Annotated in this window: 13 protein-coding genes and 1 pseudogene; 2 read left to right on the top strand and 12 right to left on the bottom strand. The window is 45.6% G+C overall.

Annotated features, from left to right (window positions below):
- The first annotated feature begins 4 nt into the window (after nucleotides 1–4).
- Nucleotides 5–1237, top strand: a complete 1233-nt coding sequence (locus tag JO375_RS17900; RefSeq protein WP_229525731.1) for an aminopeptidase — start codon at nucleotides 5–7, stop codon at nucleotides 1235–1237.
- A 76-nt stretch (nucleotides 1238–1313) separates the two neighbouring features.
- On the opposite strand, the gene JO375_RS17895 is transcribed toward JO375_RS17900, so the two are convergent.
- The 11 genes and pseudogenes from JO375_RS17895 to JO375_RS17845 form a co-directional block, all read right to left on the bottom strand.
- Entirely contained in the window at nucleotides 1314–1805 is a 492-nt protein-coding gene (locus tag JO375_RS17895) for a hypothetical protein (RefSeq protein WP_229525730.1), read from the bottom strand.
- A gap of 259 nt (nucleotides 1806–2064) precedes the next feature.
- Nucleotides 2065–2533: pseudogene (locus JO375_RS24835) on the bottom strand (iron-containing alcohol dehydrogenase); the annotation flags it as partial.
- On the bottom strand, nucleotides 2526–3575 hold the full coding sequence (gene bioB, locus JO375_RS17885; protein WP_229525729.1) for a biotin synthase BioB: 1050 nt from the start codon (nucleotides 3573–3575) through the stop codon (nucleotides 2526–2528). The pseudogene JO375_RS24835 and the gene bioB, both read right to left, overlap by 8 nt.
- Before the next feature lie 198 nt (nucleotides 3576–3773).
- Entirely contained in the window at nucleotides 3774–5108 is a 1335-nt protein-coding gene (locus tag JO375_RS17880; RefSeq protein ID WP_229525728.1) for a hemolysin family protein, read from the bottom strand.
- A gap of 355 nt (nucleotides 5109–5463) precedes the next feature.
- On the bottom strand, nucleotides 5464–5955 hold the full coding sequence (gene gerQ / locus JO375_RS17875) for a spore coat protein GerQ (protein ID WP_229525727.1): 492 nt from the start codon (nucleotides 5953–5955) through the stop codon (nucleotides 5464–5466).
- Between the two features lie 49 nt (nucleotides 5956–6004).
- A complete protein-coding gene (locus JO375_RS17870; protein WP_229525726.1) occupies nucleotides 6005–6427 on the bottom strand; it encodes a cell wall hydrolase in 423 nt (140 codons plus the stop codon).
- Nucleotides 6428–6606: 179 nt separating this feature from the next.
- On the bottom strand, nucleotides 6607–6765 hold the full coding sequence (locus JO375_RS17865) for a hypothetical protein (RefSeq protein WP_229525725.1): 159 nt from the start codon (nucleotides 6763–6765) through the stop codon (nucleotides 6607–6609).
- Nucleotides 6766–6983: 218 nt separating this feature from the next.
- Entirely contained in the window at nucleotides 6984–7379 is a 396-nt protein-coding gene (locus tag JO375_RS17860; protein WP_229525724.1) for a DUF2500 domain-containing protein, read from the bottom strand.
- Between the two features lie 188 nt (nucleotides 7380–7567).
- Entirely contained in the window at nucleotides 7568–7750 is a 183-nt protein-coding gene (locus JO375_RS17855) for a hypothetical protein (protein ID WP_229525723.1), read from the bottom strand.
- 197 nt (nucleotides 7751–7947) lie between these two features.
- The gene (locus JO375_RS17850) at nucleotides 7948–9198 is read right to left on the bottom strand and encodes a WD40/YVTN/BNR-like repeat-containing protein (RefSeq protein ID WP_229525722.1); all 1251 of its coding nucleotides are present in this window, start codon (nucleotides 9196–9198) and stop codon (nucleotides 7948–7950) included.
- 160 nt (nucleotides 9199–9358) lie between these two features.
- The gene (locus JO375_RS17845; protein WP_229525721.1) at nucleotides 9359–10750 is read right to left on the bottom strand and encodes an amino acid permease; all 1392 of its coding nucleotides are present in this window, start codon (nucleotides 10748–10750) and stop codon (nucleotides 9359–9361) included.
- Nucleotides 10751–10977: 227 nt separating this feature from the next.
- Here JO375_RS17845 and JO375_RS17840 point away from each other — a divergent pair, with 227 nt between their 5' ends.
- Complete coding sequence (locus JO375_RS17840) at nucleotides 10978–11907, top strand: L-lactate dehydrogenase (RefSeq protein ID WP_229525720.1); 930 nt, start codon at nucleotides 10978–10980, stop codon at nucleotides 11905–11907.
- Between the two features lie 118 nt (nucleotides 11908–12025).
- Here the strand turns inward: JO375_RS17840 and JO375_RS17835 are convergent, their stop codons facing one another.
- The gene (locus JO375_RS17835; protein ID WP_229525719.1) at nucleotides 12026–13129 is read right to left on the bottom strand and encodes a DUF3900 domain-containing protein; all 1104 of its coding nucleotides are present in this window, start codon (nucleotides 13127–13129) and stop codon (nucleotides 12026–12028) included.
- Between the last annotated feature and the right edge of the window lie 184 nt (nucleotides 13130–13313).

The raw sequence follows: 13313 nt of genomic DNA, 5'->3' as shown, positions 1-13313 counted from the left end.
TAACATGTCAGATTTTGAACAAAATTTGCAAAAATATGCCGAATTAGCCGTTCGGGTAGGCATTAACGTTCAGCCTGGGCAAACGCTTATCGTTCATGCTCCCGTCTTGTCCGCCGATCTCGTACGGCTGATTGTCAAATCCGCCTATACTGCCGGAGCCAAACTGGTTAAAGTAAAATGGAGCGATGAAACCATTACCCGTTTACAGTATGAACTGGCTCCGGATGAAACGTTTGATATCCCTCCCAAATGGTATGCAGCCGAAATGACTGAAGAGGTCGAACATGGCGCGGCAGTGCTCCATATTATTGCCGAAAATCCGGACTTGCTCAAAGGCATCCCGTCCAGCCGAATCACTGCTGCACAGCGGGTGCGGTCACATGAATTGCGTCAATACCGCAAATATCAAATGGCCGACAAATTCAGTTGGTGCCTGGTAGCTTATCCTTCTGCAGAGTGGGCAGCCAAAGTATTCCCTGATCTGCCTGCTTCCGAGCAAATAGATAAGCTGTGGGATGCTATTTTCAGCACCGTGCGTGTGGATCTGGACAATCCCGTGGAAGCCTGGAAAGAACATTTGAAAACCCTTTCCAGCAAATCTGATATTTTGAACGCCAAACGCTTTAAAAAACTTCATTATTTGGCTCCAGGAACCGACCTTACGATCGAATTGGCCAAAGATCATCTCTGGGTAGCTGCCGAAAGTGTCAACCAGCAGGGACATAGCTTCGTAGCCAACATGCCTACCGAGGAAGTATTTACAGCTCCGCTCAAAACAGGCGTCAACGGCAAAGTCAGCAGCACCAAGCCGCTTAGCTACAGCGGAAACATTATCGACAACTTCTCATTGACCTTTGAAAATGGACGTATTGTCAATATTCAGGCTGAAACAGGTTTGGAGACCCTTCAGCATCTCGTAGAAATGGATGAAGGAGCCCATTATCTGGGCGAGGTTGCTCTTGTGCCTCACAAATCACCGATCTCTGATAAAAATATTTTGTTCTATAATACGCTGTTTGATGAAAATGCATCCAACCATCTGGCGATTGGTAATGCTTATGCATTTAATATTAAGGGCGGCAAGAACATGACTCAAGAGGAGCTGGCTGCAAGCGGTCTGAATTTCAGTCTGACACACGTGGATTTTATGATCGGCTCAGGCGAAATGGACATTAACGGCATTACCGAGGACGGTACTGAGGAGCCTATCTTCCGTAAAGGAAACTGGGCGATCTAACGCAACAAAAAAGGCTCTCGCCGCTTCATGCGGGGGAGCCTTCTTGCTTTCGCAACAGATGATTTCACATTTAATACTATAACGTATGGATCCAATGATTTACGGCAATTCCAAAAGCAATTTGTACCACGCTGATGATGAAGAAGACAATAAGGCAGCTTACAACTCTTCGATTGGTTGTTTGATGCATGGATAAAGATGATTTCACATAAAACATACTGCCCAAGATTCCTAAGCATATACCCAAGATTCCCGCGAATAGCCATCCAATAGCAAAGCTGAGTGTGACAAAAGCCCAACTCCAGCCGGGAACTTTGCTCACTGGCACATAAGGTTGATTGGACCCGAGGTATACACCATCTACGGCCAAATCTGCTTTGTTGCCGATGACCACAACATTCACAGCTTTATGATTCAGTTTAATTGGAAAATCAATCAAAATCAAAAATGCATTTTGGCTTTTAACTCTCTGCTCACTCCCGTTCACAATGATTTTGCCGCCATTCAAACTACGCTTGTACTCAATACTATATTGAGTCCCGTCATCCTCTACATTCCATTTTGCCATTGTTATACTCCTCTCAAGTTTTAGGTAAGCCACTGAGACACTTCCGGCATTTCCTGATTATGTATCAATAAAATCATAACATAAGCCACAAGTTAAATAATGGAAAAAAAGAGACCGCTTATCAGCGGCCTTTTCACATCATTTATATTGTAAAGGTTTGTTTTTTTAGGGTTATTTTTTATATTCAATTTTAGCTTCATAGGCCTGTGAATATTGGTCCACCGTTAAAAAATCGCATCAAGCCCGTCCTCGGCTATAACAGCAAATGTTCCACCTCGGTCAGAGGTCTTTTCTCCGGCGCAAGCTGTACCAAGTGCCAAAAGCTACTTTCTGACCATGCGTCAGATGGTGAATGTCACCTTCCAGCACGGTAAAACCATTGTGAATCGCATGCGGGCCTGCCAAGCCACCGCTTTCAAAGCCAAGCCGCTCGGTAAGGAACCGAGTGCCTCACTAACGGCTTTGGCGGTATCCAGCGTCTTGCCGCCACCTACACCGATGACAATATCGACATTACTACTGCGTTCTTGATCAGCAATACGGTTCACTTCATTTTTGGACGCTTCTCCGTTAAACACAACCTTTACCGCTGTAATCCCGGCCTGCTCCAGACTTTTTACGACCTGGCCTGCTGCAATATCCCAAACCAGCTAATGTGCAATCACCAGGGGAGTATGGCCTAATGGTTTAACATATTTACCTGGACTAATAAACACTTTTTCACTCATCGCTCATCGCTCCTTCCAAGTTTGAACAACTTTTATTATCAGTTGAAAGGGCACACATCTCAATTTCAAACCCGAGATCTTCAATCATTTGATGATCAGCCGTAACTTCTTGCCCTTCTGTCGTCAAATAATCTCCTACAAAAATCGAATTGGCCGCATAGAGAGACAGAGGCTGTAGCGAGCGTAAATTCAACTCCCGGCCGCCAGCGACACGTATTTCTTTGGAGGGACAGATGAACCGGAACAATGCCAACACCTTTAACGCTCGGATCGGGGATACACGTTGTGCTCCTTCCAGCGGGGTTCCGGGAATCGGATTCAGGAAGTTAACCGGAATCGAATCCGCATCAAGCTCCCGTAAGGCATAGGCCATTTCAACGATTTCCTCATTTGTTTCCCCCATACCGATAATAACGCCAGAGCATGGAGACATCCCGTAGGATTGAGTTGTTTTTACGGTTTCAATGCGTTGATCATATGTATGTGTACTGGTAATGGACGGGTAGTTAGTTCTGCTTGTATTTAAATTATGGTTATAGCGATGCACACCAGCCTCTGCCAGCCTCCGGGCCTGATCTTCCTTGAGAATCCCCAGACAAGCGCAAATTTTGAGCGGCATCGTCCGGGTAATCTCCTGCACAGCCTCAATTACCTGGTCCAGCTCCCGTTCCGTCGGTCCTTTGCCAGAGGCGACAATACAATACGTTCCTGCTTTCCGGGCTAACGCTTCATTCGCCCCAGCCAGCAAAGACTCCTTGTCCAGCATACTGTACTTGCTGACAGGCGCCGTAGATACAATAGATTGTGAGCAATAACCACAATCCTCCGGGCACAGACCGCTTTTGGCATTCATGATCATGTTAAGCTTAACCTTTTTACCGTAAAAATGATGCCGTATCTGAAATGCAGCTTGCATAATCGGCAGGAGTTCCTCATCGCTCGCTTCAAGTATCGCGATTCCTTCCTTTAGCGGCAGCTTATTCCCGTGGATTGCTTGCTCGGCCAACGAGCACCAATCCAACGTCTCATTCAATAATTTCATACTTTGTACCTCCCTCAATTTGATCATGCAGAAGCAATAATGTGTCAGGATGATTGAATTCCAACATTATTGTCAACCTAATTACACTTAATATGGTTGACAATAATACGAACATCATATCAATTCATATCGTTCTTGTAAAGAAGATAAATGAAAAAGCGACCTCATCACTCAAGGTCGCTTCCTAGGTTTATTTCACTATGAGACTCCTGCTTCCTCCACGATGATGGGCTGCTTTATCAGCCGTATACGTGAAATCCGCTTGTTTTCAACTTCCTCTACAACGAACATACATCCTTCAAACACGACAGACTGACCCGGCTGTGGAGGAATAACCTCAACATGTGAATATAGCCAGCCCCCCACCGTATCATAATCCTCATGATCGAGTTCCAGTCCAAAGCGATCGTTCACTTCATCAATTAATAACATACCGTCAATGGAAAATTCCTCGTCATTAATCTGCTCACAGCTAGGACGTTCCTGGTCGAACTCATCCTGAATTTCACCCACGATTTCTTCCATAATGTCTTCCAGCGTTACCATCCCTGATGTCCCGCCATATTCATCAATCAGGATCGCAATTTGCGTCTTGCTACGCTGCATGCGCTTGAGCAGATCACTAATTTGAGTTGATTCAGGAACAGCCAGAATTGGGCGAATCATCGTACGGGTATCCAGTGTGTTCGCCCGCAGAAGGTCCTTAATATGAATAAAGCCAATGATATGGTCCTTATCTTCGGCGCAGATCGGATAACGGGTTCTCATGCTTTCCGTTGCAATTGCGAGATTTTCTTCTCTGGACTCATTGCTGTACAAACAGATCATCTCGGTTCGCGGAATCATAATTTCCCTGGCGGTCGTGTCGGCAAAATCAAATATATTATCAACAAGCGCCAATTCCGTATTATCAATTAGTCCGCTCTTATTACTTTCTTTCATCAGAATGCGTATTTCATCTCCCGTATGCGCGGAATCATCATGTTCGGATACCGGCTCCATACGGAACAAACGCAACAGGCTGTTCGCCATACCATTAAGTACCCAGATGAACGGGTACATTAGCTTGTAAAACCAAGTCATCAGCATGGCCGAATACAGCGTTATGGTTTCAGATTTACGAATAGCTATCGTTTTAGGGGCCAATTCACCCAGCACAATATGCAAAATCGTAATGACAATAAATGCAATAACCACGGCAGCTCCATGCACATATACTGCTCCCAGGCCGACGGCGGTAAATACGGGTTCGATCAAGTGCGCGATGGCCGGCTCACCGATCCATCCCAGTCCCAGCGATGCCAGCGTAATGCCCAACTGGCAGGCTGACAGGTATGCGTCCAAATTGTGTAACATTTTCGCGGCGTATACGGCCTTTTTGTTGCCCGCCTCCACCAGTGTTTCAATACGGCTGCCTCTAATCTTGACCATGGCAAATTCCGCAGATACAAAAAAACCATTTAATAATACTAATGCAAAAACAATAATTAAGTTAAATATACTCGGTAAAGGGTCACTCAATATGCTCCCCATCAGCCGTCATTACGGCAGACAGGCGCACCTCCTTCGGATATTTTCATCATAGACAGAACGATAACACATCATAACCAGCGTCAACTTCCCAACATATTCACCTCTTCCGGCTTCCATTAGCCTTATTCCGCATGATTGATTAAATCATTCATCAGCTTATATTTAATTATATAACTATACTCTATACAGTCAAACCGCAAGCCATGTCAGAAAAAACAGCTCACCCTATCATGTAAGTCAAAAAACTTCATTTTTCGCCTCTTACCACAAGGAAAGCAACTATATTTGAGAAAGACAATAAATAAAATACATCCCCCGCCGCGGCAGAGGATGTATTCTCATATATATGAAGGCATCAGCGAACCGGGGAGGTACCCGGACTCCCCATGACGCCGGGATATTGATATACCAAAGGCTCATTAAAAGTAGCATAATCCAGGTTTACCATAAGTAAGATGATTCGCTTGCCTGTAGCTGGCTCACTAATAATAATATGGTCACGACCAGCCGCTTCCAGAACGCCCTTAAATATTTTGGCGTTCCATTCCCGGTTATTTTCGTAGGTCATATAAAAAGTTCCTGTTTTACCCAGGTTCAAGCGTAAAATATTTTCAATGTATGATTGCTCATATACCGGAGCCTGAACCTGTACCACCGTTCCCGTAGGTGTCATGGCGCTGCCGCTGGTGACTTGTGGCGGAAAGCCAGTCATAGGCTGCATGGATTGCATGGGTTGCATCGGGTACATGGGTTGCATGGCTCCCGTCGGTGACATCCCCCTTGGCCATTCGGGATACCCGTTACCGGAACAATAAGATGCAGGACGATAGGTTTGCTGTGTAATCATGTAAATTCCTCCTAAAATAGTTTTAGATCATTAAGCAATTGGAAGACGCTTAAAAAACATTAGGACAATCCTGTACGGAAGGCATAAAAAAGCAGTGCGCTTTGTAGCGCCCGGAATTGACCTGGTTATACCAGGTATCCGGACACTCTCCGGAAGGTCTGAAAAACCATAATGCATTCGATGCGGGACGTATTTTCTCACCATTAATTACACGTCTGGCAAGTCGAACATCCCGATCACGAGCTCTCTGATAAAAATACCCCTTCTGAACGGCTTCAAATCCGCCGGGGCTTTGAAACACCATATCATTCATAAGACGTACCCCCCGGAAGTCCAGACAATTGCCTAGAATCCGGTTCACACCAACATTGCCGACCATGAGCATTCCCAGCTCTCCTTCTCCTTCGGCTTCCGCCCGCATTAGTCTGGCGAGCGTCCTTACATCCCCTGAGTTGACATTGATTACTGCCACCGCGTCCCCTCCTCGCTCTTCATCACATACCGTATCGTATGGTACAAATGCCCAATAGGTGACAGCTTTGAAAAAAAAATAGCCCCTCATTCGGGGCTCTTAGCGCTCCACTTCGGTGCCTCCCATAAATTTACTGGCAGATAAAACAAGCATTAATCGCTGCTCATTCTGATTTTCATTTACTCCAGCTGCTCAACAAAATCCTGTTTAATGGAATGAGGATGGATATCCAGCAAAAAGGAGCCAAATTGATGAAGATAATGGAGTAAAAACTCCATTTCCGCTGGTTCTATCCAATCGGAGATGAAGATTTGTCCATCACTTTCGTGCAATGGCATATTGGGATAATGGCATCTTTCGTAGACAGCTTTGCCTCCGCTGGAAATTTCAGCTTTGTAGTCGATCTGCGGATAAACAAGAAATTGAACGAATCTACCATTCTCTTATTCAGGATCCCGGGACGGTACCAAAATGTGCTGTTCAAGAAACATCCGCAGCCCCCTGCCTTGTTGCATCGCAGAAGGCTGCAAATCATCATAAGGGGAAGAGACTCTGATCACAGTTTAACTTGTTCCAAGCTATAGCGATTAAGCCGTTCAAACCCGATATACCGTGTACCCTGAAAGGTAAGCCGTCCTTCATCCCCCTCCGCACATTGACCGTATTCTTCCCCGGTTACCTTAAACTCCATCCGGTCGCCACTCTCCACCTCGAAGGTTACATAATAGAAAGTGTAGGGACGAGTCCCTTGCTCCTCCTGCCGCCTTTGCTGGAGATGTGTCCTTCTGGCCGTAATCCGGGAACTGACCGTCAATACAGGCTGCTTTTTATTTCGGCTCCACTCCATGACTTCCTTGCCCGCAGACAACACGACAATGCCCAGCACAACCGCGAAAAATACGGGCAGTACCGTACCCAGCCAATCGAACATCCATAATGACTCAAATCCCATGCTCGCGCACTCCTCTCCGCCAGGCATTCCACAGGGAAATCGCCGGGCATCTCACCTGACCCAAGCTTTCTGTAACAGTATATGTAGCTGCCTGCCCAAATTTGATCATTACCCTTAAGAACGCCAAGAGCCTCCACGGAATGATCCGGGAGGCTCAAGATATGGCGATATCAGAATGGTACATTGATTTAAGCATGTACAAGCTGGAGATAACGTTGCGTCTCATCGAGAACGTCACAATCCTCAGTTTCTGCGTAGCGCTCTGCGCACAGCTTGCAGTCCTCTTCAGTCGTGCAGCCGTAGGCATCCTGGCAAGTGTAACAAAATTGAAGGTAGTATTGGGTTAACATATGATCTTGATTCGCTCTCATGATTATCACTCCTATTGTTGTTTATAGGTTCAGTATATCAGCGCGTCATTCACTAGATTGTGATTATTTTCACATAATGTCGTAAAAAATTTAAATTTTTTAAAATAGAACGCCCCGCGCTAATTTTCTCATGTCTGCATGCCTCTTTATAAGCTGCAAGATGAGGAAAAAAGCCCGGGGCCATTACCTTTCAAAAGCTATAAAATTCTCCAGTTTACACCGCCGTCTGTCGTTTTCAATAATAGCGATTTCTTATCATCCAAACGTTCGAGAAGCAGCCAGCCTACAGAAGATGAAGCAAAACGAAGCTTGACCGCCCGAGGGTAATCTTTTAGCTTCGAAGCCAGCACTCTGTTGCCCGAGAGGCTTGTCCACGTCTTTCCCCCATCCAGTGTGCGGCTCATTCCATTTTGGTTTATAATCCAGCCTTCCTTTTCATTAAGAAAAGTACGCCCAGGGAGAATTGACTTACTGCTGCTGCTCAGACCCAAAGACATACTATTCCATCGTGTGCCTGCATCAGCAGTAAACAGCCCGTTATACTGTGTGCCGTGATCCCCATAACAGAGAACCGGAACCCAATACGAGGAACTGTTGCCCTTAAGGGACTGCTGGGCTTCTGCTTTGGCCTGCGGGCAGCCCTGCATTCGATTGGCTACCGGGGTCCAGATTTTCCCTTGATTCGAACTCCTATACAGCTTTACACTGCTATCGAGATTGATCGCTACAAAGCCTTGATTACTGTAGGAAAAACCCATTCCTGCCAGACTGCCCTGATCGGGCAACCCCGAGCCTGATTCTTGAGATACCATGCTCGAACTCTGTGCAACCTTTTTCCAGGTGGCTCCCCCATTAGTGGTGTGATATAACAGTTTTTGTTGATCCTGCTCATTCAGGTCTACATAGGCCATGATCCAGCCCGTCATCGGATTCACATATTGAATCGAACTCACGTGTTCCCCATTTGGAAGCGCTGACACATCCCAGCTCTGCCCTCCATCAGCCGTTCGAAGTATAACCGTCGCCGTTTTCTCCAAGTTTTGCCGAACAACCCAACCATGATGGGAATCAGAAAAGCTGATATCCTTTCCATATTCGAGCTTGTCTTGAAATTGGACGTTTTCGGAAGGAGAGATATTATTCCAGGTCTCTCCGCCATCATGCGTATAATAGAGCCGAAACTCATTTCGGGTCACTCCCCAAACGAAGCCTTCATTGCTATTGATCAAATGAAAATCCGCGATTCGTGTCTGAACTATATATTTGGCGTTTGGATCACCCAGCTTTGGAGCTACCGGTGGATTAATTGTAATAGTTTGTCCCTGATCGTCGGGTTCTTCAACCAGGGGTTTCGTTACAGCTGGTGGAGCTTCGGATGAACAGGCTGTCAACAGGCAGCCTGTTAATAGCATTACTCCCCCCAGGAGCGCACGCCAGCGCCGTCTCATATAAAATCCTCCCTCGATGGCATGCGGTATCCCGTGCCAAAAGCTTATCTGAAACAAAATTATAACATAAACGCCCTAATGTGACACTTTTCGCGCTTGTGACAAAAAAACCGGTTCTGCACCAAAGTGCAGAATGCCGGCTTGTTTCATACAAATTGAATTAAGATTTACGATTCAACAAACTTTGGTGGTATCCATAAAAGAAATAAATCAACAACCCAAGCAGAAGCCACAATATGAATCCGATCCAGGTGCTGATATGGAGCTGAAGCATCAGACCGATACACACGAGCGCACTTAAAATGGGAATCACCGGAACCCATGGTACGACAAATCCCCTTTTCAAATCCGGTCGTTTTTTTCGGAGTACGATCACTCCCACCGATACCACCGCAAAAGCGAACAGAGTCCCAATACTCGTCAGATTGGTCAGTGCATGTAACGGAAACAATCCACTAGCCAAGGCGATGATACTTCCGACCAACCAGGTGCTTCGGATCGGTGTTTGAGTTTTGGAATTTACTGTAGACAAAAATACCGGTAAAAGCCCGTCGCGGGATATTGAGAAAATTAATCGTGTTTGACCATACAACAGCACCAGTAAAACGGTAGTCATCCCCGCAATCGCACCGACTGAAATTAATCCGGCGACAAAATTCTGATGAATATAGCGTAGGGCAAACGCAACAGGGTCGCTTACCCCCAGCTGTGTATAAGGCACCATTCCTGTTAGTACGATAGAAACCGCTATATAGAGTACCGTACAAATCGCCAACGAAGAAATGATGCCGATTGGCATGGTCCGTTGTGGATTGCGTACCTCTTCAGCCGCAGTTGAGATTGCATCGAATCCCAGATAAGCGAAAAATACGATCGCTGCTGCACTAAAAACACCGGAAAATCCAAAAGGCAAAAATGGCGTCCAGTTGACCGGCTTAACATAAAAGATGCCGATTGCAATAAATAGCAACACAATCCCGACTTTGACACAAACCATCAAAAAATTAAACCGAACGGTTTCCCGCGCCCCAAGACCCAGTAATAGCGTGATAAGCATAATAATGCACACGGCAGGCAGATCAATAATGGTTCCCTTAGCCGAATCGTAGGCTGCGGTTAGTGCAAGCGGCAAATGGATGTCGAACCCTGCCAGCAAGCCTTGAAAGTAAGCAGACCAGCCACTGCTCACTGAGGCGGCCGCCACACCATATTCCAGAATTAAGTCCCAGCCCAGCACCCAGGCCAGAACTTCTCCAAAAACAAAATAACTGTATGCATAAGCGCTACCCGCTGCGGGAACGGTAGATGAGAGCTCTGCATAGCACAAGGCAGCCAGTACACAGGCAATCCCTGCGATTACAAAAGAAAGCATTAATCCGGGACCGGCATTTTCTGCTGCCGCTTTGCCAGTAATGACAAAAATCCCCGTACCGATAATACAGCCTACACCCAGCATAGTAAGATCAAAAGCGTTCATTGTTCTCTTCAAGCTTCCTGTAGAGCCATTTTCCTCATGTGAAAGTAGCTCTGTTTTTTTGCGAAATAAGTCCATTTACATAATCCTCTTTCCATAATTTCATACGTAAATCGTTGCTGCAACGCTTTAGTGCATGTTATCGTTCGATTAATTATTAGCGAGTCCTCCTGTAAAGTCAAGGGGAAATGTCATATTTTCTTTGCAATCAAGCGCACATATACGGTAAACTAAGTTGGAAAGATAAAATTTGAATAAATTCTCAAAATAAAAAAGCATACAACCTAGAAGGAGATGCGGATTTTATGAGCTTAAAACCTTACAAACGAAGCAGAGTGGCCATTGTCGGCATGGGAGCGGTCGGCACTACGACCGGTTATACCCTGCTGCTGCGCCAACGCATGTCAGAACTTGTCTTTATTGATATCAACCCCAAAAAGGCGAAGGGGGAAATGCTCGATATGAATCATGGGCTCCCTTTTCTCGGTGGTGTCAAAGTGTGGGCCGGGGATTATGAAGATTGCCGTGATGCAGATATCATTATCGTTACGGCGGGTGCTTCGCAAAAACCGGGAGAGACACGTATAGATCTGCTCAAGCGTAATGCTGAAATTTTTGAAGGCATTATTGATAATATTGTAAAGGTAAACACACACGGCATTTTGGTGATTGCTACCAATCCGGTCGATATTCTTTCCTACATATCCTGGAAACGCAGCGGCTGGCCTTCAAGCAGGGTAATCGGCTCAGGTACGCTATTGGACAGCGCGCGCTTCCGTTATTTGATCGGTAAGCAAAAAGGCATTGACCCGCGCAGTATCCATGCTCATATTATCGGTGAACATGGTGACTCCGAGCTGCCTGTATGGAGTACCGCCAACGTTGCAGGAACTCCGCTAGATCTGGACGAAAACACGAAAAATGAAATTTTCGAAAGCACAAAAAATGCAGCCTATGAAATTATAGATGCCAAAGGCGCAACTTCTTACGCCATTGGACTGGCTCTGGACCGGATCGTAGCTGCTATTCTCGGAGACGAAGGGTCTGTACTTAATGTGTCCACCTTACTGGAAGATTATAACGGAGTATCTGACGTATATTTGGGTGTGCCAAGTATCGTGGATCACAACGGGGTACGCGAAATTTTGGACCTTCCACTCAATGACGAGGAGCGGACAAGACTATTGCAATCTGCTGACAAGCTTAAAGAGCAAATCAGTAAACTACAGTTATAGTTCAAATAAAAGGGAAATAAAAACTGGCCTCCCGGCGGAAACACCAGCTGGGAGGCCAGTTCTTCAACATTTATTTATGAATTCAACTTGTCTAAAGACACTAGACTCTGTTCATGAATTACCAGGGCGGCGTATCTTCACTCGCAGCTTCAGCATCTTGCTGGTGTTTCTCTTGCAGCCGCTCCGCCACCGTTGCAAACGATTCCGGTTGAAGCAGCTCAATCGGCGAAAAGCCCTTTTCAAATGTAAAAGCGTCGCCTTCAATGATAAGCGCATATCTATCATGCAGCTTTGTGATATGCAGCTTGGCCCCGAAGTCGGACAGCAGCCCGCGTATAGCCGCATCATCCAGCTTGAAGCGAACTTCAATTTCCGGCTTTAGCTCTACAATCTGCTGCGCAGCCTCTACGACCTGGAGAGGCTCCCATTTTTCTTGCAAATCCCGTTTTTCACTAGCCGCCCAAAGCTCCAATTCGCGCTCTTCTTGCTGTCTTTCCTCATTGGCAGCATCGGGCCACTTGGATTCTACATAATTTTGCACAAAGCCAAGGACATGCTCATTAACGATCTCCGGCATGGATTGCTCATAGGTTACAAATTTCAGAAAATCCTCAAAATACCGGGCGTGTGAGGACTGGTGAATTTTAAGCTCCCATTCATCATGCATCCCCTCCTCCAGCATGTAAGGATACATAATGGATTTCATATTACGCGCGGAAATGGCCATTTCAACTTCGCTGACCAGACTGCTTTCCGATATCCGGGCAATTTTGGGTTCAAAATCGCATTTGAGCACAAAAATAAACGGGTCATCCGAGTGTGTATTTAAGGTAGCCTGTACAATGATCAACGCCCCACCGCGTACTGCGCTTGTATCCAGATACATACGCACCAGATCGTCGCATGCATTTTTAAAATCTTCCTTATCCTCTGCCGCTCGCAGCCGGGCAAACATATTGAAATTCGGATTGCTGCTTAGATCATGCTCAGGTTCAACGATAAAACGGCCGATTTTGGTCGGAGCCTGCTCAGTGCTTGGATTTTTCTCGACCTTCCGTTTGCTGATTCGGGTAAATTCCCCGTCCAGAAATTTTTTAACATCACTTTCGTCATAATCATAGTCATCCATCGTAGCATAATGCTTGTAGGACTTGCCGCCTTGTCCTTCTTTTCCGTCTACCTGAATCACAAAAAAAGATAAAAAATCCACTTGAAAGTTCATTTACGTTCTTTACGCTCCTTTTCAGGCATGTACGCGTAATTATATCATTACAGATTTAAAAGGTACATCCGAGTTCAAATTTACACCGTTAAGCTGCATATTTAAGTTTACATAATAAATATTATGAAAACTTAAATATTAATTTGATACGAATATCATTTTAACGTAATTTTTCCATTCATTT

The sequence above is a fragment of the Paenibacillus farraposensis genome, from assembly GCF_020736845.1.
In the GTDB taxonomy this organism is placed as follows: Bacteria; Bacillota; Bacilli; order Paenibacillales; family Paenibacillaceae; genus Paenibacillus; species Paenibacillus farraposensis.
Note: the sequence above shows the minus strand (reverse complement) of the source record. Positions and strands in the feature narration are given on the sequence as shown.